Here is a 24,900-nt window from a genome sequence, read left to right as displayed (position 1 = left end):
GCTCACAGGTCTTTCAGCGCAGCGTCGATGTGCGCCTGGAACAGCGCCGGGTCGGCCAGCGCGTTGGCGTTCATCAGCGCCAGCTTGACGAGGAACAACTCGGTTTTTTCGGCGCCGACGGCGTCGATGGCGGTGGCGAGCTGGTCGTATACCTGCTCAAGGCCTGGGATGGTCAGGGCGTTCTGGCTGCTCATGCGGTGGCTCCCGTGTTCAGGCCGGCGGCGGTATGGAGGGCGTCGCGCAGGCGGGTCGCGTCCAGCGACGTCCATCGCGCGCAGACGTGCTGGTCGGGCCGCAGCAGGTAGGCGCCACCGTCCAGGAGGCCATGCCGTTCGCGCAGATGGCCGCTGGCATCCGGCAGGGTCAGGTCGGCGCCGGACACCGGCTGGCTGGCGCCGACAGCGATCACCTGCAGCGGCAGGCCTTTGGCGCGCATTTCTGCGACCACTGCCAGCAGCTCGCCCGGGATCGACGCCTCCGTGGCGAGGAGCAGCGTGAAACGGTGATCCAGGTGATCCAGCAGGAAGTCGTCGGGGCCGAGGCAGACGTTGCGCGGCGGCGCACCGTGGCCCGGGCCGGTGTCGAACAGGTCGTTGTCGTCGCCGACGGCGTTGATCGGAGAGGCACCATATTCGTGCGGCCGCGAAGTGCGCCAGTGGTAGAGCGGCCCGACGAAGGGCTGGGTCAGCGACAGCGAGAGCACGGCGTCGCGCAGCAGGCGGAAACCGCGGGTGGGCGGCGTCATGAAGCGCGTGCTCTTGCCGGCCTCGTCGATGATTTCGCGTGCGGCGCCCACGCGCTCGCTGCTGTAGCTCTGCAGAAGCGATGCGGGCGCCAGGCCTTTGACCACCAGCGCCAGCCGCCAGGCCAGGCCCTGCGCGTCCTGGAAACCGGTGTTCGCGCCGCGCACACCGAAGATCGGCAGCAGGTGGGCCGCGTCGCCAGTGAAAAGCACGCGGCCGTGCACATAGTCGGGCAGCGTGAGCGCGCGCGCCGAATACACCGAGTACCAGTCCATTTCCCAGGAAATGCCAGCGTGGCCGATCATGGTCAGTTGCGCGTCGATGCGGGCCTTGAGTGACTCCGGTTTCAGCGCCTCTTCGGGCGTTTCGCCGGGCGGCAGCTGGTAGTCGAGCCGCCACAGGCCGTGTGGCTCGCGGTGCATCAGGATGGTGTTGCCCGGGTTCCAGTCGGGGTCGAAGAAGGCCAGGCGTTCGGTCGGCAGCGGCAGGTCGATGCGGATGTCAGCGATGACGAACCTGCCTTCGTAGGACGCGCCTTCGAGCTTGAGGTCCATCAGCGCGCGCACGACCGAACGCGCACCGTCGGCGGCGACCAGCCAGTCGGCGTTCAGCGTGTACGGGCCTTCGGCGGTGTCGACCTGCAGCGTGGCGCCCGCGCTGTGTTGCTCGAACGAGACCAGCTTGTTGCCCCAGCGCAGCTCGATCAGCGGGCTGGCCGCGCAGGCTTCGGCCAGGTACTGCTCCAGGTACTGCTGCTGGATGTTGATCAGCGGGAAGAAGCGGTCGTCGGGGTCGTGCGGGTTCTCCATGCGGAACACGCGCTGGCCGCGGTAGTAGGAGTTGCCGCAGTTCCAGGGCAGACCGTTCTCGGAGATGCGGTGCGCCACGCCGACCTGCTGCAGGATCTCCATCGAACGGCGCGTGAATGCGATCGCGCGGCTGCCTTCGGAGACCTGGCGCTCGGCTTCGAGCACGACGCTTTTGACGCCGTGCTGCGCCAGTGCCAGCGCGGTCACCAGACCGATTGGCCCGGCGCCGGCGATCACGACCGGGGCGTGCTGTTCCTTGGGGTGCAACGACGGCAACCAGGCGTCGAACACCTGGTAGTCGTAGTAGATCGAGCGCCGGGGTTCGGCGTGCGGCTGGTGCATGGTCTGTCTCCTGTGCTGCCGCGCAGTGTAGGCAGCGGTTGCCTGCCGCATGTCCTGAAAACAGGACAGAAAGGGAAAGCCCTCAGCCGGCCGACTCCAGCAGCGCCGCGACCAGTTCGCGCTGCCCGGCCACACCCAGCTTGCGGTAGACGCGCTGGCAGTAGGTCTGGGCGCTCGACGCCGTGAGCCCCAGGCGCGCAGCCAGCGCGGCGGTGTCCAGCCCGTCCATAAGCGCCATCACCACATCACTGTCGCGCTGCGTCAGAGCAGGCCAGCGCCGCACCGCGCGCGCCAGCAACAGACCGCGCAAGTCCTGGTGCACCGCCAGCCCGGTGTGGTGCAGGCGCACAGCCTGCACGATCAGCGGCGCGAAGGCCTCGACCACGGCGACGGCAGCATCGTCAAAGGGGCCGTGTTCGGTGCCGCGGTACAGGTGCACCGACATCCAGCGCCGCCCTTCGTACAGCGCCAGCACCGCCAGCCGATCGGCCACCTGCGGCAGTTCGTAGCAAGTCCGACGGTACTCCGCGTGGGCGATGTCGGCGCCGGTCTGGCGGTGCAGCAGGATGCGCGGCGCGTCCGACCCGGCCCTCTGCGCCGCGGCCCACTCGGCCTGCATCACCTCCGCCAGCCCATCGAGCCGGTAGAAGCGGCTCACATAGGACTCGGCGATGTGGGGCAGCTCCTGCGTGCGCGAGCGGTCGCCGACCGCCACCACCACCGGCTTGCGGCCCGGTTCGAAGGCGAAGACCGTGCATTGCGCCAGCGGAGCATGCGCCCCGACCAGCCGCAGCAGGTCTTCGGCCACGGCGTCGCGCGCGCCTTGCCCGAGGTGGGACAGCAACGCGCTGGCCTGCGCCAGTGGCAGATTCAGCGCGGGAAGCGGGCGACTGCCCAGCACCCAGTGGCTCGGCGGGGGACGGGACATGCGGGGCACTGTAGCGCAGGCGACGCCGCTGCGCTCCTAGCATGCAGGCCACCGCCACCGGAGAACACCATGCCCGACTTCAGCACCCTGCGCATCGCGCCCGACCCCGACCAGCCCCGCATTGCGCGCCTGCTGCTCAACCGCCCGGAACGCTACAACGCGATCAACGATGTGATGCCGCGCGAGATCCGCGCCGCGGTCGAGTGGGCCAACGAACAACGGGAGATACACGTGATCGTGGTGGAGGGTGCCGGCAAGGGCTTCTGCGGCGGCTACGACCTGGTCGGCTACGCCGAACAGCAGATCGAGCACCCTTGCCAGCAGGAAAGCCAACCGTGGGACCCGCTGGAGGACTACGCCGTCATGAAACGCCACACCGAGGACTTCATGAGCCTCTGGCGCTCGGCCAAGCCGACCATCGCCAAGGTGCACGGTGCGGCGGTGGCAGGCGGGAGCGACATTGCTCTGTGCTGCGACCTGCTGGTCATGGCCGAGGACGCGCGCATCGGCTACATGCCCACCCGCGTCTGGGGTTGCCCGACCACGGCGATGTGGACCTACCGCCTGGGCCCGTTGCGCGCCAAACAGATGATGTACACCGGCGACGTGATCGACGGTCGCACCGCGGCCGCCTGGGGGCTGGCGAACGAAGCCGTGCCCGCCGACCAGCTGGAGGCGAAGGTGATGGCGCTGGCGGGCCGCATCGCAGGCGTGCCGCGATCGCACCTGGCGATGCACAAGATCGTGGCCAACCAGGTGATGCTGGCGATGGGGCTGGAGCAGTCGCAGCAAATGGCGACCGTGTTCGACGGCATCACGCGCCACAACCCCGAAGGCCTCTGGTTCCGCCGCTACGCGCAGGAACAGGGCTACAAGGCGGCGGTGCAGTGGCGCGACAGTGGAACGCCAATTCCGGAAAGCGACGAGGCCCGCGCACTGATCCGCGAGATGGAGTCGCGCAGACAGGGCTGAAGGCATTCGCGGAACGCAAGGCGCTTTGCGCAACAGGCGCAACCAGACGTACGGTTCATCTCGTTACCCCTCTTACGGACCCAACCCGAATGTAAGCCGCATGCTCCGTAGCATGGGCGCTCCACTTTCAGAAGGAGCTCGCATGGCACTGCATTTCGGTAAACGCGAAAACGAACCCACCAACAACCTCAACTCGGGGCTGAACACACCCCGCTACGGCGCCAGCGGCACCAGCACGACCAACACGCCGAACCCGGCCGAAACCCGGACCACGTCGACCGCTCCGGCGAGCAGCAACGTGCCCGAAGGCGGCAGCAAACTGACCGTCGGCCCGAACATCAAGCTCAAGGGCGTCGAAATCACCGATTGCGACACGCTGGTGGTCGAGGGTCTGGTCGAGGCGACGATGGATTCGCGCGTGATCCAGATTGCACAGCAAGGAGCCTTCAAGGGCTCGGCCGAGATCGATATCGCCGAGATCCACGGCGTTTTCGACGGAAATCTGACCGTGCGCCAGAAGCTGGTGATCTACGCGACCGGCAGGGTCACGGGCAAGATCCGCTACGGCAAGGTGGTGATCGAAGAAGGCGGCCAGCTCTCGGGCGACATCGAGTGCTCGGTGGCCGGTGCAGCGAAGTCGTCCACGACGGCGTCGTCCGGCGGCGCGAAACCAGCCATGGCGCTCGCCGCGTAAAGCTCGCCTGAACCGTTCAACGCGGTGTCTGCGCCCGCTATGCTTGGCGCATGTACACCGCGTTCTTCGGCCTGCAGCGCGATCCGTTCACGATTTCGCCCGATCCGCGCTACCTCTTCCTGAGCGAGCGCCACCGGGAGGCCTTTGCGCACCTGATGTACGGCGCACACGGCAATGGCGGTTTCGTGCTGCTCACCGGCGACATCGGTACCGGCAAGACCACGGTCTGCCGCCACTTTCTCGAACACACCCCGGCGCAGAGCCAGGTCGCCTACATCTTCAATCCGCGACTGAGTGTCAACGAGCTGCTGCGCAGCATTGCCGACGAATTCGGCTACGCCGTACCGGCGCACAGCAACCGCGAGACCACGGTCAAGGAACTGGTCGACCCGCTCAACCGTTTCCTGCTGACGGCCCACGCGGCCGGACGCAACCCCATCCTGATCATCGACGAGGCGCAGAACCTCTCGCCCGAGGTGCTGGAGCAGCTGCGCCTACTGACCAATCTCGAGACCCACGAGCGCAAGCTGCTGCAGATCGTGCTGATCGGCCAGCCGGAACTGCGCGGCATCCTCTCGCGGCCCGGACTGGAACAGCTGGCGCAACGCATCGTGGCGCGCTTTCACCTCGGACCGCTGGACGAGGCGGACACTAGGCGCTACATCAAGCATCGGCTCGTGGTTGCTGGCCTGGAGGGCCCCGTGCCTTTCACGGCCCGCGCCCTGCGACGCATCCATTCGCTGAGTGGCGGTGTGCCGCGCAAGATCAACCTGCTCTGCGGCCGGGCACTGCTGGGCGCGTATGCCACGGGCGCCCGAAGCGCCGGTCCGCAGGTGATCGAACGGGCGGCGGTCGAGGTATTCGGCCCCGCGGGCACCACCGCGCTGCGGGCCCGCTCGCTGGCCTTGCTGATGGCCGGGGGACTGGCAGGTGCGGTTATCGCGGGCGCCCTGCTGTGGGGATGGCGCGCTTCCTCGACCACGGCCACCGTGGCGCCAGCCAACAGCGTGCCGCCTGCTGCGGCCTCGGGCGCCGCACCGGCGGCAGCCCCTCAGCCCGCACCCGCCCCGCCCAAACCCGCCGCCGTCGCCCCAATGCCGGCGGCCAATGAACTCCTGACCAGCGAAGAAGCCGGTTGGCGAACTCTGGCGCCGCGCTGGGGCATGAAGCCCGTAGAGGGTGCGCTGTGCCCGGCAGCACTGACGCAGGGCCTGCAGTGTTACTTCACCACGCGCATGACGCTGCACGGCATCGGGCAGATGGACCGTCCCGCCCTTCTGCGGCTGCGCCTGCAGGCTGGTGGAGGCTACGCGGTGGTCGAGGGCCTCGACAACGGTCGCCTGACCCTCTCGGCCGGCGACCGCCGCTGGACGGTGGACGACAGCTGGCTGCAGCGCACCTGGCAAGGCGAATACCTGACACTCTGGCGCACGCCCCAGGGCCAGAAAGGCCACCTGAGCAACGGGCTTGTCAGCCCGCCCGCCGTGCGCTGGATGACCCAGACCCTGAACTCCTTGCAACAACAAGGGCAGATCGACCCCAAGGCGGTGTCGCTGCCCCAGAAAGTCGCGGCATTCCAGCGCTCGCGCGGGGTCGAGGTGGACGGTCGCGCCACCCCGACCACCCTGATACTGCTGAACCGGGCCAGCGGCGAAAACGAGCCGCGCCTGTCCGTCACGAACCCCTGAGCCGATTCATGTCCTACATCCTGGATGCCCTCAAACGCGCCCATGCCGATCGCAGCCACGCGGCTTCTGCCGGGACCACCCAGTCCGGCACACAGGCGTTCGCGCTCCCGCCCGCGGCCGGCGGCCGGCGCCTGCCCAGAGGGCTGCTGCTGGGCGCCGTGTCGCTGATCGTGGTCGCCGCGCTGGCGACCTGGTGGCTGCGCAAGGAACGCGCTCCGGGACAGGCCGTCGCGCCTTCGGTCGTCGCGGTGGCACCGGCTTCTCCAGAAGCCCCGGGCACCGCGTCACCGCCCAACGCGACACAGGGCGACACAGCCCCCCCTGCGACGCCAAAACCCTTCGTGGGCCCCACCCAGTCGGCGGCACCGGTGCTCAGGCCGCCGCCCATGCCAGCCAATGCCCCCGACCGCGGACAGACCCCGACTCCAACGCCAGCCCAGTCGGCCGCCCGGGGCGCCGCCCTGATGCCGATCCAGGGCCGGCTGGTCGGTCCGGGCGATGCCACCCCGAATGCGCCGCCCGCCGATGGCACCAGCGACGCCACCGGCACCATGGCGCCCGGCGCGCCCGCAGCCCCGGGCGCGGGCGTTCCGGCCGCTCCGCCGGCGATGCCGGTCGCTGCCCCGAATCCGGCAACACCGGCCCAGCCCCCCGTCACGCGCACAACGCCCACAACCAACCAGGGAGGTCAGAGTGGCACGCTCGCCTCCGACGCCGGCCTCAAGGTCACCGGCGCCACCTACTCGGAGAACCCGGCCCACCGCCTGCTGATCGTCAACGGCAAGGTGGTCAAGGAAGGCCAGGAGGTCGAACCCGGCCTGGTGCTGGAGGTGATCTCTCCCCGCAGCGCCGTGTTCAAACGCCAGGGAACGCGCTTCAACGTCAACTACTGACCGCCAACCGGGCCCATATACGCCCTGCTTACGGACGCAGCGCCAGGAGCCCCCTGCAAAGGAGGCGACAATCCTGTATTCGTCCCACAAAAGAGTTCGCGGAGTCCTGCATGCGCATTTCCAACCGAAAAAGAATCCTGATCACCGGGGGAGCCGGCTTTCTGGGCTCGCATCTGTGCGAGCGCATGCTGGCCGAAGGCAACGACGTGCTTTGCGTCGACAACTTCTACAGCGGCACCAAGGACAACGTGGCCCACCTGATGGGCAACCCGCATTTCGAGCTGATGCGCCACGACGTCACCTTCCCGCTCTACGTGGAAGTGGACGAGATCTATAACCTGGCCTGCCCGGCCTCGCCAATCCACTACCAGTGGGACCCGGTGCAGACCACCAAGACCAGCGTGCACGGCGCGATCAACATGCTGGGCCTGGCCAAGCGCACCAAGGCCAAGATCTTCCAGGCCTCCACCAGCGAGGTCTACGGCGACCCCGAGGTGCATCCGCAACCGGAAAGCTACTGGGGCAAGGTCAACCCGATCGGCATCCGTTCCTGCTACGACGAAGGCAAGCGCTGCGCCGAAACCCTGTTCTTCGACTACCACCGCCAGCACCAGGTCAAGATCAAGGTCGCCCGCATTTTCAACACCTACGGCCCACGCATGCACCCCAACGACGGCCGCGTGGTGAGCAACTTCATCGTGCAGGCCCTGCGCGGCGAAGACATCACGATCTACGGCGACGGCTCGCAGACGCGCAGCTTCTGCTTCTACGAAGACCTGATCGAAGGCTTTGTGCGCCTGATGGCCAGCGGCGACGACGTCACCGGCCCGATCAACCTGGGCAATCCCAACGAATTCACCATCCGCGAACTGGCCGAGGCCGTGCTGCGCAAGGTGGGTGGCAAGTCCAAGCTGATCTGCCTGCCCCTGCCCTCGGACGATCCGAAGCAGCGCCAGCCCAACATCGAGCAGGCCAAGGCCGTGCTCGGCTGGGCGCCCAAGATCCAGCTCGAAGACGGCCTGGACAAAACCATCGACTACTTCTGCCGCTTCCTCCAGCAACAATGAGCCAGACGCAGCACGACATCGTGATCGTGACGCCGGTCTACGAAGACCAGGAGGCGAGCGGTCGACTGTTCAAGGAGCTGGCCAAGGAACTGGGCCAGCGGGTGTTCGTGATCGCGGTGGACGACGGCTCGGTGCGCCAGCCGCTGGACATCGCCAGCCTTCGCGAAGGCGGCGTGGACGGCGTGGTGCTCAAGCTGCGCCGCAACGTCGGCCACCAGCGCGCGATCGCGATCGGCCTGGGCTACGCCGACGAGCGGCTGCTGCCGGGCCAGAAGGTGGTCGTCATGGACTCCGACGGCGAAGACCTGCCCTCGACCATTCCCCCCCTGCTCGCCCAGCTGGACAACCCGTCCATCGACGTTGTGGTCGCGCAGCGCAAGAGCCGCGTCGAAACCTTCAAGTTCAAGGCCTTCTACCAGGTCTACAAGCGCTTCTTCAGCCTGATGACCGGCCGCCCGATCAGCTTTGGCAACTTCATGGCGCTCAAGCCAGCGGCCGTGAGGCGCCTGGTCGCCATGCAGGAACTGCCGATCCACGTGGCAGCAGCCGTGCTGGCCTCCAAGCTGCGCACCGGCATCTGCCCGCTGGACCGCGGCCCGCGCTACGCCGGCCAGTCCAAGATGAATTTCGTCGGCCTGGCGCTGCACGGCTTCAAGGCCCTGATGGTGTTCGCCGAAGACGTGCTGGTGCGTGTCGGCATCTTCAGCGCGGGGCTGGCGGTGCTGTCCATCGGTGGCTCGGGGCTGGCGATTCTTCTCAAGCTGTTCGGTTACTCGACGCCAGGCTGGTTCTCGATCGCACTCGGCGTGCTGCTGCTGATCTTCCTGCAGACCGGCGCGCTGGCGCTGATGACGCTGATGCTGACGGGCGTGATGCGCAGCGGCAGCGTGGTCACCGCCGTGGCCCACCGCGAGTTCATCGCCGAAGTGTTCGAGACGGCGGCATGAGTGCCACGGCAACGTCCGGCCACCCCCGCGCCGAGCTGATCCGTTTCATCGTCAACGGCCTGGTTGCCACCGCGGTGCACTTCGTGGTGCTCACCTTCAATCTGAAGGTGTTGGGCTTCGACTCGGCCGGCCTGGCCAACATGGTGGCCGCCGTTTTCGGTATCACGACCTCCTTCCTGGGCAGCCGCTTCTACGTCTTCGCCGGTTCGGCGCAGCAGGCCTGGCTGCCGCAAGTGGTGAAGTTCAGCGGTCTGTACGCTTTCGCGGCCGTGCTGCACGGGCTGGTGCTCTGGGCCTGGACCGACCGCCTGGGCCTGGACTACCGCATCGGATTCGTCATCGCCACCGGTATTCAGGTCGTGCTCAGCTACGTCGGCAACAAATTCCTGGTGTTCAAGTCATGAAGCTGTTTCGCGCCTTTGCGGCCACCGTCCTGTTCGTCCTGCTGCTGCTCTCGACGTACTACCTGCACATCCGTTTCTTCACGGTCAATGTGGTGTTCTACGCCGCCATCGCCGACGGCGTGATTGCCGCGCTGGTGACATCGCTGGTGATGTACCCGAGCCGGACCTTCAACGGTTTCGAGAAGTTTCAGCTGCTGGTGATCTGGGTACTGGCTGGCTACTGCTTCGCGATCTCGGTGCCGACCGTGATCGACCGTTCGCTGTCGTTCTACATCCTGGAGAAGCTGCAGCAGCGCGGCGGCGGCATCCAGCAAAGCCGTTTCGCCGACGTGTTCACCAAGGAATACCTCAAGGAACACCGGCTCGTCGATGTGCGCCTGACCGAACAGATGGAGTCGGGCACGATCCAGATCGTCAACGGCTGCGTCAAGCTGACCGAGAAAGGCCAGAAGTTCGCCGCCGCCAGCCGCTACTTCCGCCAGAACTTCCTGCCCAAGAAGCGCCTGCTGATGGGCCAGTACTCGTCGGACCTGACCGATCCGTTCCGCAACAGCGCGGACATCAGCGACTACAAGTGCCAGTGAGCGCCTTGCTGGAGGTCCGGGACCTGGGCTTTGCCTGGCCCGGCCAGACGCCGCTGTTCCAGGACCTGAACCTGTCTGTCGGACCTGGCGTCAGCCTGGTGACCGGCGATGAGCAATGTGGCAAGACGACGCTGCTGCGCCTGCTGGCCGGTGAAATGGTCCCGAAGACCGGCCACCTTGCCTTCTCCGGCCAGACCATCGACAGCGCCTGTGAGGCCTGGCACCGGCAGGTGTTCTGGATCCACCCGCAGACCGAGGTGCACGACCAGATCTGTGCCAGCGACTGGTTCGCCAGCCTGCCAGCGCGTTACCCGCGCTTTTCGCGGCAAGCCCTCGCCGATCTGATCGAAGGCTTTGGACTGGAACCGCACCTGGCCAAGCCGATGTACATGCTCTCGACCGGCAGCAAGCGCAAGGTCTGGCTCAGCGCCGCTTTCGCGGCCAATGCGCCGCTGACCCTGATCGATCAGCCGTTCGCGGCGCTCGACGGCCCGGCGATCCGCTTCCTGCGTGAACTGCTGCAGGACGCGGCCGACGTGCCGGACCGTGTCTGGGTCATCGCGGATTTCGAAGCACCGGCCGACGTACCGCTGTCGGGCACGATCGCGCTGTGAACCCCAGGACCGTCAACTACCTGGGCGGCTATCCCGAGCCGCTGCAGGCGCAGGCGCGCGAACTGCTGGCACAAGGTCGGCTGGGCGAGGTGCTGCTGCGCAAGTACCCCAAGGCCCATGTGGTGCGCAGCGACCGCGCGCTGTTTGAGTACGTGCAGGAATTGCGCAGCCGCTACCTGCGCGGCGCCGATCCGGTGCACAAGGTCTGCTACGACAGCAAGCTGCAGGTGATCGAACACGCGCTGGGCACGCACACCCGGCGCTCGCAGGTGCAGGGCAACTCTCTCAAGTTACGGCGCGAGATCCGCGTCGCCACCGTGTTCCGCGAAGCGCCGCCCGAGTTCCTCGACATGATCGTGGTGCACGAGCTGGCGCACCTGAAGATTGCGGCGCACGACAAGGCCTTCTACCAGCTGTGCACCCACATGCTGCCCGACTACCACCAGCTCGAATTCGACGTGCGGCTGTACCTCACCCACCGCGACGCCGTCGGTCCGCTGGCCTGGGGCTGAACAGCCCCAGGCGCGGTCACTTCCCGCCCAGCCCCATCGAGCGCGAGATCACCTCTTTCATGATCTCGTTGGTGCCGCCGTAGATGCGCTGCACGCGCGCGTCGGCATAGGCGCGGGTGATCGGGTATTCCCACATGTAGCCGTAGCCGCCGTGCAGCTGCACGCACTCGTCCATCACCTTGCACTGCAGGTCCGAGCACCAATACTTGGCCATGCTCGCAGTGGCCGTGTCGAGCTTGTCCACCGCCACCAGCTCGCAGCACTTGTCCACGAACACGCGCGCCACCTGCACCTCGGTTTGCAGCTCCGCCAGGGTGTAGCGCGTGTTCTGGTAGCTGGCCACGGCCTGGCCGAACACCTTGCGATCCTTCACGTACTGCACCGTCCAATCGATCGCGGCCTGCGCCGCGGCCACGGCGCCGATGGCGATCTGCAGCCGCTCCCAGGGCAGCTGCTCCATCAGGCAGATGAAGCCCCGGCCCTCGAACGCCGCGCCACCGAGCAGGTTGTCGGCCGGCACCTTCACGTTGTCGAAGAACAGCTCAGAGGTGTCCTGCGCCTTCATGCCCAGCTTCTTCAGGCGCTTGCCCTTGCTGAACCCCGGCATGCCTTGCTCCACCAGCAGCAGGCTGGTGCCCTTGGCGCCGGCCGCCGGGTCGGTCTTGGCGACCACAATCACCAGGTCGGCGTGCCAGCCGTTGGTGATGAAGGTCTTGCTGCCGTTGAGGAGGTAGCTGCCGTCGGCCTGCTGGATGGCCGTGGTCTTCACGCCCTGCAGGTCGCTGCCGGCGGCGGGCTCGCTCATGGCGATGGCGCCCACCATCTCGCCGGTGGCCAGCAGGGGCAGGTATTTCTTCTTCTGCGCCTCGGTGCCGTAGTGCAGGATGTACGGTGCCACGATCTCGCTGTGCAGGCCGAAGCCGATGCCGCTCACCCCGGCGCGCGCAATTTCCTCCATCTGCGCCACCGAGTACAGCTTGTCCGCGCCTGCGCCGCCGTACTCCTCGGGCATGGTCATGCAGAGGAAGCCGTTTTCACCGGCCGAGCGCCAGACGGTGCGGTCCACATAGCCCTGCTCTTCCCAGCCCTCGTGGAAGGGTGTGATTTCCTTATCGACAAAGCGGCGGAAGCTGTCGCGGAAGGCTTCGTGGTCGGCGTTGAACAGGCTGCGGTCGATCATGGCTGTCACCTTTTGGACTGGGTGGATAGATTTTTACAAAGCATTTGCTTGGCAAAAGTCTATACTGATCCGATCGTCCGGACCATCCGGACAAATCCCCGAGGAGACACCATGAGCGAAGCATTCGTGTACGACGCCATCCGCACCCCGCGCGGCAAGGGCAAGAAGGACGGCAGCCTGCACGAGGTCAAGCCCGTCAACCTGCTGGCCGGCCTGCTGACCGAGCTGCAGAGGCGCAACGACCTCGACACCGCCGCGGTGGACGACGTGGTCATGGGCGTGGTCTCACCCATCGGTGAACAGGGCTCGGTGCTGCCCAAGGTCGCGGCGCTCAAGGCCGGCTGGGACTGGCGCTGCGCCGGTGTCCAGCTCAACCGCTTCTGCGCCTCGGGCCTGGAAGCCGTGAACATGGCGGCCATGAAGGTGCGCAGCGGCTGGGAAGACCTGGTGGTCGCCGGTGGCGTGGAGAGCATGAGCCGCGTGCCCATTGGGTCAGACGGGGGCGCCTGGGCGCAGGACCCGGAAACCAACAGCGCCACGCTGTTCGTGCCGCAGGGCATCGGCGCCGACCTGATCGCCACGCTCAACGGCTTCAGCCGGCAGGATGTCGACGCCTTCGCACTCGAATCACAGAAGCGCGCCACCGCAGCCCGTGCTGCCGGGTACTTCGACCGGTCCGTGGTGCCGGTGAAGGATCCGATGGGCCTGACCATCCTGGACAAGGACGAATTCATCAAGCCGAACACGACGATGGAAGGCCTGGCCGGGCTCAAACCAGCCTTCGAGCAGCTGGGCGCGATGGGCTTTGACGCCGTGGCCCTGCAGCGCTACCCGCAGGTCGAGCGCATCCACCACGTGCACCACGCCGGCAACTCATCCGGCATCGTCGATGGCGCAGCGGCCATCCTGATCGGCAGCGAAGCCGCCGGCAAGACGCACGGGTTCACGCCGCGCGCGCGCATTGTCTCGGTCGCGCTGTCGGGCGCCGACCCGACCATCATGCTCACCGGCCCCATGCCGGCCGCGCGCAAGGCGCTGGCCAAGGCGGGACTCACCATCGACCAGATCGACTTGTTCGAGGTCAACGAAGCCTTCGCCACCGTGCCCATGAAATTCATGCAGGAGCTGGGCGTGCCGCACGAGAAGGTCAACGTGAACGGCGGCGCCATTGCCCTGGGCCACCCGCTCGGGGCCACGGGCGCGATGATTTTGAACACGCTGATCGACGAGCTGCACCGCCGGAAACTTCGATACGGTCTGGCCACCTTGTGCGTCGGCGGCGGCATGGGCATTGCGACGATCGTTGAACGCGTTTGATTGAAAGCGGAGACCACGAACATGATCACCAAGACCATCCGCTACGACCTGTCCAACGGCATCGCCACCATCACCTTCGACGAGCAGGGCTCGCCGGTCAACACCATGTGCCTGCAATGGCAGGACGACCTGGACGCCATCGCGGCCCAGGTGGTGAAGGACAAGGCCCAGCTCAAGGGCATCGTGCTCGCCTCGGCCAAGAGCACCTTCTTCGCCGGCGCCGACCTCAAGGGCGTGATGCGCTCGACCGAGGCCGACGGCCCTCGCGTGTTCACCGAGATCGAGCGCATCAAGCGCAACTTCCGGACCATCGAGACGCAGGGTGTGCCGGTGGTGAGCTGCCTCAACGGCGCGGCGCTGGGCGGCGGCTGGGAAGTGGCGCTGGTCGGCCACCACCGCATCGCCGTGAACAACCCGAAGGTCCAGTTTGGCCTGCCGGAAATCACGCTGGGTCTGATCCCCGGCGGCGGCGGCATCACCAAGATGACGCGGGTGCTCGGCCTGATGGCGGCGCAGCCCTACATCCTGGAAAGCAAGCTGTTCGGCCCCGAGGAGGCGCTGAAGATCGGTGTGGTGCATGAACTGGTGGCGACACCCGAAGAACTGATGCCACACGCCCTCGCCTTCATTGAGGCCGCGCAGGGCAAGCCCGATGCCTGCCAGCACGTCTGGGACCGCAAGGACTACAAGATGCCCGGCGGCACGCCGAGCAACCCCAAGATCGCCGGCATGCTGACGGTGGCGCCAGCCGTGCTCAAGCAGAAGACGCGCGGCCTCTATCCCGCGCCCGAAGCGGCGCTGGCGGCGATGGTCGAGGGCGCGATGGTCGACTTCGACACCGCCATGCGCGTGGAGAGCCGCTACCTGGCCGGGCTGATGACCGGCAACGTCGCGCGCAACATGATCAACACCTTCTTCTTCAACATGAACGCCATCAAGGGCGGACAGTCGCGGCCAAAGGATGTGCCGCGTTACCAGCCGAAAAAGGTCGGCGTGCTCGGCGCAGGCATGATGGGCTCGGGCATCGCCTACGCGCAGGCGACCCGGGGCATCGCGACCGTGCTCAAGGACGTGACCGCCGACGCCGCCGAGAAGGGCAAGAGCTACACGACCAGGCTCACGCAGAAGCGCGTCGACAAAGGGCAGATGTCGGCCGAGAAGCAGCAAGACATCCTGAGCCTCATCACCCCCACCGCCACCGCTGCCGACCTCAAAGGCTGCGACCTGATCATCGAGGCTGTGTTCGAGCAGCGTGAGCTGAAAGCCATGGTGACGAAGGAAGCCGAACCCATGCTGGCCGAGGGCGGCTTCTTTGCGAGCAACACCTCCACCCTGCCGATCTCTGGCCTCGCCCAGGCCAGCCGCGACGCCAAGAAATTTGTCGGCATCCACTTCTTCAGCCCGGTGGACAAGATGAAGCTGGTCGAGATCATCCGCGGCAAGGACACCGACGATGAAACGATCGCCCGCGCCTACGACTACGTGCAGTCGCTGGGCAAGCTGCCCATCGTCGTCAACGACTCGCGCGGCTTTTACACCAGCCGCACCTTCGGCACCTTCGTGATGGAAGGCGCGGCCATGCTGGGCGAAGGCATCCCGGCGCCGGTGATCGAGAACGCCGCCATGCAGGCCGGCATGCCGGTAGGGCCGCTGGCGGTGCTGGACGAGACGGCGCTCAGCCTCTCCGTGCACGTGCTGGAGCAGACCCGCATCGACTTCCAGAAGGAAGGCAAGCAGTACGTGGCGACACCAGGCGAGACCCTGGTCGAGCACATGGTCAAGCAACACAACCGCAGCGGCCGCGCCGCCGGCGGCGGCTTCTACGACTACCCCGAGGGCGGCAGGAAGCACCTGTGGCCGCAGCTGAAGACGCTGTTCGAGAAGGCTGACGTGGCGTGGGACCTGCAGGATGTGAAAGACCGCCTGCTCTACCGCCAGGCGGTGGAGACCGCGCGCTGCCTGGCCGAGGGCGTGCTGACCAGCGTGCACGACGGCAACATCGGCTCCATCTTCGGCATCGGCTTCCCGGCCTGGACCGGCGGCGCGCTGCAGTTCGTCTATGGGCAAGGCGTCGGCGCTTTCGAGCAGCGCTGCGCCGAACTGGCCGCGAAGTACGGCAGCGGGTTCGTGCTGGGTGACGCGGTCAAGGCGGCCTTGCACACGCACCAGCCGGTCTACTGAACGGCCAGAGACGGGCGGGTAAGCTACACCGCATGAACCGGCCCTCCCGGCACCGCCTGTCCGTTACCCACGGCCCTGCCCCTTCACCCGCACCGCAGCGCCCGCCCCTCGAAGCCGCCGACGCCGCCTTGCAAAGTGGCCGTCCTGACGCGGCCGAACGCGCATTACGGCAAGCCGATGTGATCGGTCGCCGCGATGCGGTTGGCATGCACCTGCTGGCGATTGCCTGCGCGCAGCAGCAGCGCTTTGCCGATGCCGAATCGGTCTGGCGTGAGTTGCTCACCCTGCCTGGCCAGGAATCCCGGGTGCTGCCGAACCTCGGGCGCATGCTGGAGAAAGCCGGCCGGCTGGATGAGGCCCGGGAACTGCTGAGTCGCGCCGTTGAGCTCGCGCCGCAGGACTACACCGCCCGGCTCAATCTCGGTGCCTGCCTGCATGCCCTGGGCCGGTACGCCGAAGCCCGCGAACACACACAAGAAGTTGCCCGGTTGCGGCCCGACCTGGCCCAACCCTGGTTCAATCTCGGCAGCCTCTGGCAGGCCGAAGACCGGTTCGCCCAGGCCAGCCGCTGCTATGAACAGGCCCTCTCCATCGACCCGACCCACCAGGGCGCGATCAGCAATGGCTTGTTCCTGCAGCACTTCCTGCCCGAAGTCACTCCCGCCGACCGGCTGCGGTGCGCCACCGAACGCGGGGACGCGCTGTGCCGACACATGGCGCCGAAGCAGCACCACCGCAGCCGGACACCCGGCCCGCTGCGCGTCGGGCTGTTGTCGGCCGACTTCCGCGCCCATTCGGTCGGCTGGTTCCTCGCAGGCTTTCTGCCGCTGCTCGACCCAGCACTACTCCGCGTCACGGCCTTCAACAACGGCACCCAGAGCGACGCACTGACTGCGCGCCTGCGCGCCGCTTGCGACGGCTGGCACGACATCCATGCCCTGGGCGACGACGCGGCGGCCGAGCTGATCGCCTCGCACGGTATGGACCTGCTGGTCGATCTGTCGGGCATGACCGCCGGCCACCGCCTGGGCGTGCTGGCCCGCCAACCGGCGCCGGTGCAAGTCAACTGGCTGGGCTATTTCGGCACCTCCGGCTTGCCGACCATGCACTGGGTGCTGGCCGATCCGCTGTGCCTGCCACCCGGGGAAGAGGGTCTGTACCGGGAGCGGGTATGGCGCCTGCCGCACAGCCGCTTCTGCATGGCGCCACCGGACGACGCACCCTTTGTGTCTGCTCTGCCTGCGCTGACCAAGGGTCATGTGACACTGGGTTCGTTCCAGGAGCTGGCCAAACTCAATGACCGGGTGCTGTCGCTCTGGTCGCGGGTGCTGGCGGCGCTGCCACAAGCGCAGCTGCGCATCCAGTCCAAGCGGCTGTCGAAACCAGCGGAAGTCGCGCTCATGCGCGAACGGCTGCTCGCTGCCGGGATCACCCCCGACCGCTGCGACCTGCTGCCAGCGACCACCCGCGCCGACTACCTGCGCGCGCACCACGACGTCGACTTCATCCTCGACAGCTTTCCCTACACCGGCGGCACCACGACCACCGAGGCCTTGTGGATGGGCGTGCCCACGCTGACACTGACCTCGCCTGGCATGCTGGGTCGCCAGGGTGAAGCCCATCTGCGCAACCTCGGCCTGGACGACTGGGTGGCCAACAGCGAAACCGAGTTCGTCGAACTGGCCGTCCGCCACGCCAGCCCGACGGGCCTGCAGGCGCTGGCCACTCTTCGCAGCGGGTTGCGCGAGCGCTGCCGCGTCAGCCCGCTGTTCGACAATGTCCGTTTTGCCGCCGACTGGACCCAGGCCCTGCAGGCGATGCACCAAAGCTTTCTATCCAACCCTCCCCAAGAACCATGAAACGACTCGAAGGAAAAATCAGCCTCATCACCGGCGCCGCCCAAGGCATTGGCCTGGCCACCGCGCTCAAGTTCGCACGCGAAGGCGCCACCGTCATCGTCTGCGATGTCAAGCAGGCGGCGGTCGACGAAGCGGTGAAGCAATGCCAGGCCGAAGGCGCAACCGCCGTTGGCTTCGTGATGGACGTGACACAGCGCGACATGGTCGACGCCGTGGTCGCGCAAGTGAAGGAGCGTTTCGGCCGCATCGATGTGCTGGTCAACAACGCCGGCATCACGCAGGACGCGCGCCTGCAGAAGATGACGCTGGAACAGTTCGACCGCGTGATCGACGTCAACCTGCGCGGCGTCTTTCACTGCGCCCAGGCCGTGGCCGACACCATGACGACACAAGGCAGCGGCGTGATCCTCAACGCCTCGTCGGTGGTCGGCATCTACGGCAACTTCGGCCAGACCAATTACGCCGCCACCAAGTTTGGCGTGATCGGTTTCACCAAGACCTGGAGCCGCGAACTCGGCCCCAAGGGCGTGCGCGTCAATGCGGTCGCGCCGGGCTTCATCAGCACCCCGATCCTGAGCACCATTCCGGGCAAGGTGATCGAAGAGATGGAACACCGCGTACCGCTGCGCCGCCTGGGTCAGCCGGAAGAAATCGCCAACGTCTACGCCTTCCTCGCCAGCGACGAGGCCAGCTACATCAATGGCGCAGTGATCGAAGTCTCCGGCGGCATGTCGGTCTGACCATGGAACGGCCACCGCTGCCACCAGGTATCACGCTGCGCCAGCCGCAGCCGGGCGACATGGGCTGGGTGATCCAGCAACACGGCGATCTCTACTGGCGCGAGTACGGCTGGGATGCCCGTTTTGAGGCGCTGGTGGCCGGCATCGTGGCCGACATGATGAAGAACCACGATCCGGCCTGGGAGCGGGGCTGGATCGCCGAGCGCGACGGCGAGCGGGTCGGCTCGGCATTTGTGGTGCGCAAGAGCGAAGGCGTGGCGCAGCTGCGGTTGCTGATCCTGACGCCCGCTGCGCGCGGGTTGGGCCTGGGCGGCCGGCTGACCGACGAGTGCATCGCTTTCGCCCGCGAGAAAGGCTACCGGCGCATGTTGCTCTGGACCAACCGCAACCTCGACGCCGCCCGGGCGATCTACGCCAGGCGCGGCTTCACGCTGGTCGGCAGCGAGCACCACCACAGCTACGGACAGGATCTGGTCGGCGAGCACTGGGAACGCGCGCTCTGATCAGGTCCCCCGTGGGCTCCAGGGTGAACGGCTCCCACGGATAATCTCCCGATGTTCGACATGCCGACCACCGCCGACGAAGCGGCGCCAGACCGCCCCCGATCCAAGACAGACCTCTTCCTCTCCTTCACCTTTCTCGCATTGCAAGGCTTCGGCGGCGTGCTGGCGGTGGTGCAACGTGAGCTGGTCGAAAAGAAGCGCTGGATGACGCGCGAGCAGTTCGTCGAGGACTGGGCCGTGGCGCAGATCATGCCGGGGCCCAATGTGGTGAACCTCTCGCTGATGATTGGTGGCCGCTATTTCGGTCTGCCGGGGGCGCTGGCCGCACTCACCGGCATGCTGGCCGCGCCGCTGGTGATCGTGCTGCTGCTGGCGGCCCTGTACGGCAGCGTCGCCGACACGGCAGCGGCCCAGGGTGCACTCAAGGGCATGGGCGCGGTCGCCGCCGGCCTGATCACCGCCACCGGCATCAAGCTGATCGCCGCGCTGGACAAGAACGCCATGGGCCTGTGGGCCTGCATCGGCCTGGCCGCAATCACCTTCGTCGCGATTGCGCTGCTGCGCCTGCCGCTGGCCTGGGTGCTGCTGGTGGTCGGAGGCGGAGCCTGCCTGTGGGCCTACCGCGTGCTGGGCGAGGAGACCAAGGCATGAACCAGATGGCGCTCACCCTGGCCAACTGGCTGGACCTGTTTCTGCACTTCGCCTCGTTGTCGTTGCTGGCGGTCGGCGGCGCGATCACCACCGCGCCCGACATGCACCGCTATCTGGTGGGCGAGCAGCACTGGCTGAGCGACGCCCAGTTCAGTTCGTCGATCGCCCTGTCGCAGGCCGCGCCCGGCCCGAACGTGCTGTTCGTGGCGCTGCTGGGCTGGAACGTCGGCCTGAATGCCGGCGGAGGACCGGCCGCGGGCTGGATGGCTTGGGTATGGGCGCTGGTGGGGGTGCTGGTCACGCTGGTGGCGATCATGCTGCCCTCGTCCATCCTGACCTACACCGCGACCCAGTGGGGTCACCGCAACCGCGAGCTGCGCGCGGTGCGGGCCTTCAAGACCGGCATGGCACCGATCGTGATCGCCCTGCTGATCGCCACCGGCTGGCTGCTGAGTGCGTCGCACGACAACCCGGCGCGCGACTGGCCGCTGTGGCTGCTGACGGCGTGTGCGGCTCTGCTGGTCTGGCGCACCAGGCTGCACCTGCTGTGGATGATCGGCGCGGGTGCGCTCGCGGGCGCGCTGGGCTGGGTCTGACCAGCCAGGCGAGCCGATACGGTCACTTCTCGCGGGCGATGCCCGACAGGCCCTTGAGGTCCAGGCTGTTCAGGGCGGTGCGCACGCCGTCCATGTCCACGTTGTCGCCGGTCACTTCGATCATCACGCCGTTGGCCAGCATCATGGTCATCTCGGCGCGGCTGCCGTCCTTGCGGTATTCCTCTTTCACCGCGACGCCGTCCTTCTTGTAGACCTTCTCGACCTCGGTCTGCGTTTCGCGGTTGACCGTGCTGCTGGCCCAGGCGCCCATGGCCATCATCAGGGCGGGCATGGCACCGATGTCCTGCACCTTGACCTCGACGCGGCCCTTGTCGTTGCGGAACTCGGAGGTCACGCTGGAGAAGCTCATGCCCATGGCGTTGTCGGTGCGCGCCTCGATGGCGGAGCGTTCCATCGCGCCGAGCTTGGCGGGCACGAAGGCCTGCAGGGCTTCGGGTGCGATGGGCTTGCCACCCTGACCGCCGCCCAGGGCCGCGCCCATGATCTCGCTCATTGCCTTGCCGGCGGCGGCCGAGTCGCCCTTGGCCTGCGCAGCTTCCATTTCCTTGCCTGCCGCTTCCATCTTCTTGGCGGCTTCTTCGAGCTTGGCGGTGTTGATGGTCACGTCCGAGCCCGGCACCTTGATGTTGACCTCTGCCGGTTCGGAAGAGCCGATCGACATGCCGGGGCCACCGCCCGAGAACATCGCAGACACCGCGCCCATGATCAGACCCGCCACGATGCCGCAGACGATCAGCACCGCCGTGTAGCCCAGCGCCTTTTCCTGCGGCGCTTTCATCAGCACCGGAATGCCGGTATAGAGCAGGTAGATCGAGTACAGGCCTGCCAGCACACCCAGCATCGACAGCGCGGGAATCAGATTGAACACGCCACCGACCATGCCGGCCGTCGCGCCGTAAGCCACCAGCTTGAAGGCGTTGAGCCCGTTCTTCTGGCCGCCAAAGCTGGGCGCCAGTGCGTCGGCGATCAGCGACAGCACGTAGACCATCGCCAGCGACAGCACAAAGCCAACCACCATGTTCACCAGCCCGGTCAGGATCGGCACCCGGAAGCTCACTCCGAAGGCACCGAATCCGAACAGGCTCATGCCGATGAAGGTGGCAACCGCCGGAATGGCCGCCAGGTAGACCAGGTAGTTCTTGTAGATCGACGGGATGTCACCCGCCTCCGCTTCAATGACCGGCCAGGTCCCCTTGGGTTTGAGCAGGATGGCTTGCACACGTTCGACGAGATTCATGGAGTACTCCAGGTTGCAGACAAGTATCTGAAAGAGGCGCGCAGCCGGACCATTGTGGTCACTGCGGTACGTATAGCGTTAGAAGGTTGCACTCTAAAGACAGGACGCCACCACAACACGTCCCGAAAGTCATGGTGTCAGCAGCCATTCAGAGTCATTCAGCGTCAGTTGGCTCGCAACAGGCGGACACCCAGGGCACCACCGCGGCTCACAATAGTTCGCATTCCGTACTGCTGAAACTCCATGTGCCAGGCAAAGCCGGTGCCGGGCACGGGTGTCGTCGACCACGCGTCGTGCTGCCCTGCCGGGAAGGCCACCGCATCGATGGCCGTGGAATGCGCGGGATCCACATCGGCCAGACTGCTCAGCTCGCGCATGTTGGGCATCCGCCAACCGGTCTTGGTCTTTGCAAGGGCCATTGCCGCTTCGTGGGTGTAGGTGACAACGCTGTTGGTGCAGGTGGAGCCATTCCAGGTCTGCCCCTCCATGCAGCGACGCCATTGCAGCCCGGTCCATGCATCGTTGACCACGTTGTTGGCCGCGTCGCTGCCATAGCTCACGGAGCTGTAGCTGAAACGAGGCCCCGCGCCAAAGGTCCCGCGCACCAGCCGCACCGAGCGGAGGATGTCCCGAGATGAAAAGTTCGAGATGACGTTGTGACCGCCAAAAGGCTGGTACCAGGCCTGGGAACTGCTTCCCCGGACACTCTCCGCAGCCCAATAGCTCTTGGCAACGGTGCTGGGAAACCACGTGGTGTTGATTGTTGGAACCGTGGTTTTCGAGTGGTCGTAGATGGTCATCAGCTCGTGGCGCTTGGGCATTCGCCAGTCGGTGAAACCGCAGAGCGCCAGCTGGTTGAGGCGGGCCACGTAGGCGCTGGCGTCGCCATTGGAACCGTCGTTGTAGTAGGTGTACTCGACGTCGCCGGCACGCTCGCCCGTCGGTGTCTTGCCTTCCCAGACGAGTCCCGTCACGTCGTCGCGCACGCAGCTGGCGCGCGGGAAGGTCCCGCCCGCGGGGTTGGCCACCTCGCTGTAACTCATGGGATTGACCTCCGTGCGGTGCCCGTCCTGCTGGGCATAGAGGTTCACCGAGGTCCCACCTGCCTGGATCTCCGTCCGCGTTGGCGTGCAGGTGACCAGCGTGCTGCTGCCGGCCGCATAGCACTGGCTGGTGGTGATGCCGGTGTGGGGCAGCTTCTCGGCATGCCAGTTGGCATCGAGCACGTGGTAACCCACGCCCTCGTAGGTGTAGACGGCGCTCAGGTTGGCCTGGATGCTGGCCTTCTCCGCCTCATTGGCGGTGTAGAAGTGAAAGCCCTTGCTAGGCACGAAGAACCGGTAGAAGGGAATCAGGCCCTGCCCCGCCACCTGGCTCGCGTGGTAGGCGACGCCCTCGTAGGTGAAGTGCGGCAGGGTGGCCACGACATTGGCCCGCTCGGTCTCGCTGATGGTGTAGAAGTGCACCCCCGTCTGCGTGTTGAAGAAGCGGTGCACGGGGCTGAGCCCGGGAGAAAAATCACTCGCCACCGAAAACGCCGGCCCCTCGTAGGCATACGGCGGCGACAGGTTGGCGATGACGTTGTCGCGCTCCGTCGTGTTGGTGGTGAAGAAATGGGCTCCCGTGCTGCCGTTGTAGAAGCGGTAGACCGAAATGCGCACCGCGGCCGCCTTGCGCGCCACTGCGCCGGACAGATACAGGCTCTTGGCGACGGTCTGGCCCTGGCCAATGTCTTCCAGCGGTGTCGACGAGCCTCCGCCATCCGCCAGCCGGGCATTGCGTTCGGCGGCCGCGAGCTCCTCGGCGCTCAGCGCAGCACCTCGAGACAGGGTTGGGTTGACCGCTGCAGAACCGACGCTGCTGCCCTTGTCCACTGCACCGCTGGAACTACTGCCTCCACAGGCGGTCAGCGCCAGTGCAAGACCCACAACGGCAAACCGGCAAAGAAATGGTCCCGCGATGGGGCGGAGAAGTATGGTCACAGTAGCCTCCAGCGTGCACCGGTGGAAGCGAAAGACCGAGGTCATGGGCGCCGCTCCAGCAGTTGGGGCAGATTCTATGGACCGAAAGCATTCATGACCATAGGCCGTTTGGCGCAGTCGGCTGCCGGCGTCCCCCATCCGGTGGCTGCACCGGGCAGGACACCGGGATGCGTCAGCGCAGGCTTTCGAAGAACACCGCGTTGGTGTAGTCGCTGATCTCGAAACAGACCTTCTTGTCGCCCGGGTCGTTCGGCTTGCAAGCATGCAGCGCGTTGGAACGGTGGATGTTGCCCATCTGGTGTCTTGTCTCGAATGCACAGGAGGTAGCAGGCCACTTACTGTGGCACCAGTTCGACGCGTCGGTTCTTGGAGCGCCCCTCTTCCTGCGCGTTGGACGCCACCGGGGCAAGATCTGCCACGCCGAACGCCGACAGCCGCTGACCTGATATGCCGTATTGGCCCACCAAGGCAGCATTGACCGATTCCGCGCGGCGTTTGGACAACGCAATGTTTCCATCGAGGCTGCCCTGGTTGTCGGTGTGCCCCACGACCCGAAGCCTCAAGTTGGAATCCGACTTGAGCAGCTTGGCGATTTCTTCCAGAGCTGGCTTTGATTCCGGTTTGACGTCGGCTTTGCCGGTGTCAAACAATATCCCGTACAAGGCCACGCGCCCGGTGGCGGCCATGGACTGGGCCATGGCTGAAGCACTGACCACCACCATGTTTTGCTTCATGGCGCCAACGTCCACAACGTCCAGCGTGGCATAGGCGCCTTTGTGGGCTTTGAAGGTCTTGTTGTCCTGGTCCCACTGCACGGTCGTGAGGTGCACATAGGTCGTTTGGCCGTCCTTCTCCCGTTTGGCCGACAGGGTGTGAATGCTCTTCATCGGCGCGCCATACATGACAAATTCCGAGCGGTTGTTGGTCAGCTTGTTGCTGCCAAACCCGTAAGCGGTGAGGTAGCCATTCCAGCGGCCCGCCTTGCTGTCCTTGGACGAGTCGTACAAAACCGCAAAGCCTTGCTCTTGCAGTTCGTGGAGGTAGTTCCTGAATACTTCGATGCTCGTGGTGTCGCCTTTTGCTTCGTACCAAATGCGGGTGCGCGCACCTTCCGCTGTCACCGGTGGTTCGACAAATTCACGCTGCCGGCTGGTCAGATTGAATTGGGTGAACGTGGAAACAGGGATCTTGACCGAGTCAAATTGTTTGGCGTCATACAGCACGATGCTCGAATTGGCAAAGCGCTTGATGTACGGGTGGTCTTTTGCACCGGCCAGATCCGCGTCAGCGGTTTGTGCCGCAACCGGCATGGCCATGGACAACATGGCCATCAATGCAAGGGGCCACTTCCATGCAGATGCACGAGGGTATGGGGAACTGGCGCAGTGGGGAGTGGTCATCTCTCGTTGCCTAAAAAAACGAACAAAGCCAAAGGG

Annotated in this window: 24 protein-coding genes and 1 pseudogene; 17 read left to right on the top strand and 8 right to left on the bottom strand. The window is 66.2% G+C overall.

The window, feature by feature from the left end:
* Window positions 1-2 precede the first annotated feature (2 nt).
* The 3 genes from ACLIJ1_RS04935 to ACLIJ1_RS04925 all read right to left on the bottom strand — a co-directional run bounded on the left by ACLIJ1_RS04935 (window position 3) and on the right by ACLIJ1_RS04925 (window position 2,822).
* Window positions 3-194, bottom strand: coding sequence for a DUF2783 domain-containing protein (locus ACLIJ1_RS04935; protein ID WP_411364358.1), 192 nt, complete (start codon window positions 192-194; stop codon window positions 3-5).
* Window positions 191-1,894 (bottom strand): FAD-dependent monooxygenase, encoded by a 1,704-nt coding sequence (locus tag ACLIJ1_RS04930; RefSeq protein ID WP_411364357.1) that lies wholly within the window; start codon window positions 1,892-1,894, stop codon window positions 191-193. Before ACLIJ1_RS04930 ends, ACLIJ1_RS04935 begins: the two co-directional genes overlap by 4 nt.
* A gap of 82 nt (window positions 1,895-1,976) precedes the next feature.
* Window positions 1,977-2,822 carry a helix-turn-helix transcriptional regulator gene (locus tag ACLIJ1_RS04925; RefSeq protein ID WP_411364356.1) on the bottom strand — a complete coding sequence of 282 codons (846 nt, stop codon included), beginning with the start codon at window positions 2,820-2,822 and terminating at the stop codon, window positions 1,977-1,979.
* A gap of 69 nt (window positions 2,823-2,891) precedes the next feature.
* Between ACLIJ1_RS04925 and ACLIJ1_RS04920 the strand changes: the two genes are divergently transcribed.
* From ACLIJ1_RS04920 to ACLIJ1_RS04875, 10 genes are all read left to right on the top strand, one after another.
* Window positions 2,892-3,794 carry a crotonase/enoyl-CoA hydratase family protein gene (locus tag ACLIJ1_RS04920; RefSeq protein ID WP_411364355.1) on the top strand — a complete coding sequence of 301 codons (903 nt, stop codon included), beginning with the start codon at window positions 2,892-2,894 and terminating at the stop codon, window positions 3,792-3,794.
* Between the two features lie 142 nt (window positions 3,795-3,936).
* On the top strand, window positions 3,937-4,488 hold the full coding sequence (locus ACLIJ1_RS04915; protein WP_411364354.1) for a bactofilin family protein: 552 nt from the start codon (window positions 3,937-3,939) through the stop codon (window positions 4,486-4,488).
* A gap of 50 nt (window positions 4,489-4,538) precedes the next feature.
* The gene (locus ACLIJ1_RS04910) at window positions 4,539-6,176 is read left to right on the top strand and encodes an AAA family ATPase (protein ID WP_411364353.1); all 1,638 of its coding nucleotides are present in this window, start codon (window positions 4,539-4,541) and stop codon (window positions 6,174-6,176) included.
* 8 nt (window positions 6,177-6,184) lie between these two features.
* Window positions 6,185-7,069 carry a general secretion pathway protein GspB gene (locus ACLIJ1_RS04905; RefSeq protein ID WP_411364352.1) on the top strand — a complete coding sequence of 295 codons (885 nt, stop codon included), beginning with the start codon at window positions 6,185-6,187 and terminating at the stop codon, window positions 7,067-7,069.
* 110 nt (window positions 7,070-7,179) lie between these two features.
* Entirely contained in the window at window positions 7,180-8,136 is a 957-nt protein-coding gene (locus ACLIJ1_RS04900) for a UDP-glucuronic acid decarboxylase family protein (RefSeq protein WP_411364351.1), read from the top strand.
* The gene (locus ACLIJ1_RS04895) at window positions 8,133-9,083 is read left to right on the top strand and encodes a glycosyltransferase (RefSeq protein ID WP_411364350.1); all 951 of its coding nucleotides are present in this window, start codon (window positions 8,133-8,135) and stop codon (window positions 9,081-9,083) included. The genes ACLIJ1_RS04900 and ACLIJ1_RS04895 overlap by 4 nt, the downstream gene beginning before the upstream one ends.
* Complete coding sequence (locus ACLIJ1_RS04890) at window positions 9,080-9,487, top strand: GtrA family protein (protein WP_411364349.1); 408 nt, start codon at window positions 9,080-9,082, stop codon at window positions 9,485-9,487. Before ACLIJ1_RS04895 ends, ACLIJ1_RS04890 begins: the two co-directional genes overlap by 4 nt.
* Complete coding sequence (locus ACLIJ1_RS04885; protein WP_411364348.1) at window positions 9,484-10,071, top strand: hypothetical protein; 588 nt, start codon at window positions 9,484-9,486, stop codon at window positions 10,069-10,071. The genes ACLIJ1_RS04890 and ACLIJ1_RS04885 overlap by 4 nt, the downstream gene beginning before the upstream one ends.
* Window positions 10,068-10,685 carry an ATP-binding cassette domain-containing protein gene (locus tag ACLIJ1_RS04880; protein WP_411364347.1) on the top strand — a complete coding sequence of 206 codons (618 nt, stop codon included), beginning with the start codon at window positions 10,068-10,070 and terminating at the stop codon, window positions 10,683-10,685. The genes ACLIJ1_RS04885 and ACLIJ1_RS04880 overlap by 4 nt, the downstream gene beginning before the upstream one ends.
* On the top strand, window positions 10,682-11,197 hold the full coding sequence (locus ACLIJ1_RS04875) for a YgjP-like metallopeptidase domain-containing protein (protein WP_411364346.1): 516 nt from the start codon (window positions 10,682-10,684) through the stop codon (window positions 11,195-11,197). Before ACLIJ1_RS04880 ends, ACLIJ1_RS04875 begins: the two co-directional genes overlap by 4 nt.
* Before the next feature lie 16 nt (window positions 11,198-11,213).
* Here the strand turns inward: ACLIJ1_RS04875 and ACLIJ1_RS04870 are convergent, their stop codons facing one another.
* Window positions 11,214-12,377, bottom strand: coding sequence for an acyl-CoA dehydrogenase family protein (locus ACLIJ1_RS04870; protein WP_411364345.1), 1,164 nt, complete (start codon window positions 12,375-12,377; stop codon window positions 11,214-11,216).
* A 111-nt stretch (window positions 12,378-12,488) separates the two neighbouring features.
* On the opposite strand from ACLIJ1_RS04870, the gene ACLIJ1_RS04865 reads away from it, so the two are divergent.
* The 7 genes and pseudogenes from ACLIJ1_RS04865 to ACLIJ1_RS04835 all read left to right on the top strand — a co-directional run bounded on the left by ACLIJ1_RS04865 (window position 12,489) and on the right by ACLIJ1_RS04835 (window position 20,224).
* Entirely contained in the window at window positions 12,489-13,694 is a 1,206-nt protein-coding gene (locus ACLIJ1_RS04865; protein WP_411364344.1) for an acetyl-CoA C-acetyltransferase, read from the top strand.
* 21 nt (window positions 13,695-13,715) lie between these two features.
* Entirely contained in the window at window positions 13,716-15,875 is a 2,160-nt protein-coding gene (locus ACLIJ1_RS04860; RefSeq protein ID WP_411364343.1) for a 3-hydroxyacyl-CoA dehydrogenase NAD-binding domain-containing protein, read from the top strand.
* A 32-nt stretch (window positions 15,876-15,907) separates the two neighbouring features.
* Window positions 15,908-17,734, top strand: coding sequence for a tetratricopeptide repeat protein (locus ACLIJ1_RS04855; RefSeq protein ID WP_411364342.1), 1,827 nt, complete (start codon window positions 15,908-15,910; stop codon window positions 17,732-17,734).
* Window positions 17,731-18,474 (top strand): 3-oxoacyl-ACP reductase FabG, encoded by a 744-nt coding sequence (gene fabG, locus ACLIJ1_RS04850; RefSeq protein WP_411364341.1) that lies wholly within the window; start codon window positions 17,731-17,733, stop codon window positions 18,472-18,474. Before ACLIJ1_RS04855 ends, fabG begins: the two co-directional genes overlap by 4 nt.
* A 29-nt stretch (window positions 18,475-18,503) precedes the next feature.
* A pseudogene (locus tag ACLIJ1_RS04845) lies at window positions 18,504-18,977 on the top strand (GNAT family N-acetyltransferase); the annotation flags it as partial.
* Between the two features lie 51 nt (window positions 18,978-19,028).
* Window positions 19,029-19,628, top strand: coding sequence for a chromate transporter (locus tag ACLIJ1_RS04840; RefSeq protein WP_411364340.1), 600 nt, complete (start codon window positions 19,029-19,031; stop codon window positions 19,626-19,628).
* The gene (locus ACLIJ1_RS04835; protein WP_411364339.1) at window positions 19,625-20,224 is read left to right on the top strand and encodes a chromate transporter; all 600 of its coding nucleotides are present in this window, start codon (window positions 19,625-19,627) and stop codon (window positions 20,222-20,224) included. The genes ACLIJ1_RS04840 and ACLIJ1_RS04835 overlap by 4 nt, the downstream gene beginning before the upstream one ends.
* Before the next feature lie 22 nt (window positions 20,225-20,246).
* Here the strand turns inward: ACLIJ1_RS04835 and ACLIJ1_RS04830 are convergent, their stop codons facing one another.
* The 4 genes from ACLIJ1_RS04830 to ACLIJ1_RS04815 form a co-directional block, all read right to left on the bottom strand.
* Window positions 20,247-21,482 (bottom strand): Yip1 family protein, encoded by a 1,236-nt coding sequence (locus tag ACLIJ1_RS04830; protein ID WP_411364338.1) that lies wholly within the window; start codon window positions 21,480-21,482, stop codon window positions 20,247-20,249.
* Between the two features lie 164 nt (window positions 21,483-21,646).
* Window positions 21,647-23,410, bottom strand: a complete 1,764-nt coding sequence (locus ACLIJ1_RS04825) for a DUF1566 domain-containing protein (RefSeq protein WP_411364337.1) — start codon at window positions 23,408-23,410, stop codon at window positions 21,647-21,649.
* A 226-nt stretch (window positions 23,411-23,636) separates the two neighbouring features.
* Complete coding sequence (locus ACLIJ1_RS04820) at window positions 23,637-23,759, bottom strand: hypothetical protein (protein WP_411364336.1); 123 nt, start codon at window positions 23,757-23,759, stop codon at window positions 23,637-23,639.
* A 40-nt stretch (window positions 23,760-23,799) separates the two neighbouring features.
* Window positions 23,800-24,795: an OmpA family protein gene (locus ACLIJ1_RS04815; RefSeq protein ID WP_411364335.1), complete on the bottom strand. Its 996-nt coding sequence runs from the start codon at window positions 24,793-24,795 to the stop codon at window positions 23,800-23,802.
* Window positions 24,796-24,900: the final 105 nt, after the last annotated feature.

This window comes from Hydrogenophaga sp. RWCD_12, from assembly GCF_046604225.1.
Lineage (GTDB): Bacteria > Pseudomonadota > Gammaproteobacteria > Burkholderiales > Burkholderiaceae_C > Hydrogenophaga.
Note: the sequence above shows the minus strand (reverse complement) of the source record. Positions and strands in the feature narration are given on the sequence as shown.

Excerpts from the sequence above, each read along its gene's own strand:
- ACLIJ1_RS04895 (WP_411364350.1), top strand. The coding sequence starts at position 8,133 with ATGAGCCAGACGCAGCACGACATCGTGATCGTGACGCCGGTCTACGAA.
- ACLIJ1_RS04890 (WP_411364349.1), top strand. The coding sequence starts at position 9,080 with ATGAGTGCCACGGCAACGTCCGGCCACCCCCGCGCCGAGCTGATCCGT.
- ACLIJ1_RS04910 (WP_411364353.1), top strand. The coding sequence starts at position 4,539 with ATGTACACCGCGTTCTTCGGCCTGCAGCGCGATCCGTTCACGATTTCG.
- ACLIJ1_RS04930 (WP_411364357.1), bottom strand. The coding sequence starts at position 1,894 with ATGCACCAGCCGCACGCCGAACCCCGGCGCTCGATCTACTACGACTAC.
- ACLIJ1_RS04840 (WP_411364340.1), top strand. The coding sequence starts at position 19,029 with ATGTTCGACATGCCGACCACCGCCGACGAAGCGGCGCCAGACCGCCCC.
- ACLIJ1_RS04855 (WP_411364342.1), top strand. The coding sequence starts at position 15,908 with ATGAACCGGCCCTCCCGGCACCGCCTGTCCGTTACCCACGGCCCTGCC.
- ACLIJ1_RS04830 (WP_411364338.1), bottom strand. The coding sequence starts at position 21,482 with ATGAATCTCGTCGAACGTGTGCAAGCCATCCTGCTCAAACCCAAGGGG.
- ACLIJ1_RS04820 (WP_411364336.1), bottom strand. The coding sequence starts at position 23,759 with ATGGGCAACATCCACCGTTCCAACGCGCTGCATGCTTGCAAGCCGAAC.
- fabG (WP_411364341.1), top strand. The coding sequence starts at position 17,731 with ATGAAACGACTCGAAGGAAAAATCAGCCTCATCACCGGCGCCGCCCAA.
- ACLIJ1_RS04865 (WP_411364344.1), top strand. The coding sequence starts at position 12,489 with ATGAGCGAAGCATTCGTGTACGACGCCATCCGCACCCCGCGCGGCAAG.
- ACLIJ1_RS04915 (WP_411364354.1), top strand. The coding sequence starts at position 3,937 with ATGGCACTGCATTTCGGTAAACGCGAAAACGAACCCACCAACAACCTC.
- ACLIJ1_RS04885 (WP_411364348.1), top strand. The coding sequence starts at position 9,484 with ATGAAGCTGTTTCGCGCCTTTGCGGCCACCGTCCTGTTCGTCCTGCTG.
- ACLIJ1_RS04835 (WP_411364339.1), top strand. The coding sequence starts at position 19,625 with ATGAACCAGATGGCGCTCACCCTGGCCAACTGGCTGGACCTGTTTCTG.
- ACLIJ1_RS04860 (WP_411364343.1), top strand. The coding sequence starts at position 13,716 with ATGATCACCAAGACCATCCGCTACGACCTGTCCAACGGCATCGCCACC.
- ACLIJ1_RS04920 (WP_411364355.1), top strand. The coding sequence starts at position 2,892 with ATGCCCGACTTCAGCACCCTGCGCATCGCGCCCGACCCCGACCAGCCC.
- ACLIJ1_RS04900 (WP_411364351.1), top strand. The coding sequence starts at position 7,180 with ATGCGCATTTCCAACCGAAAAAGAATCCTGATCACCGGGGGAGCCGGC.
- ACLIJ1_RS04870 (WP_411364345.1), bottom strand. The coding sequence starts at position 12,377 with ATGATCGACCGCAGCCTGTTCAACGCCGACCACGAAGCCTTCCGCGAC.
- ACLIJ1_RS04815 (WP_411364335.1), bottom strand. The coding sequence starts at position 24,795 with ATGGCCATGTTGTCCATGGCCATGCCGGTTGCGGCACAAACCGCTGAC.
- ACLIJ1_RS04935 (WP_411364358.1), bottom strand. The coding sequence starts at position 194 with ATGAGCAGCCAGAACGCCCTGACCATCCCAGGCCTTGAGCAGGTATAC.
- ACLIJ1_RS04905 (WP_411364352.1), top strand. The coding sequence starts at position 6,185 with ATGTCCTACATCCTGGATGCCCTCAAACGCGCCCATGCCGATCGCAGC.
- ACLIJ1_RS04925 (WP_411364356.1), bottom strand. The coding sequence starts at position 2,822 with ATGTCCCGTCCCCCGCCGAGCCACTGGGTGCTGGGCAGTCGCCCGCTT.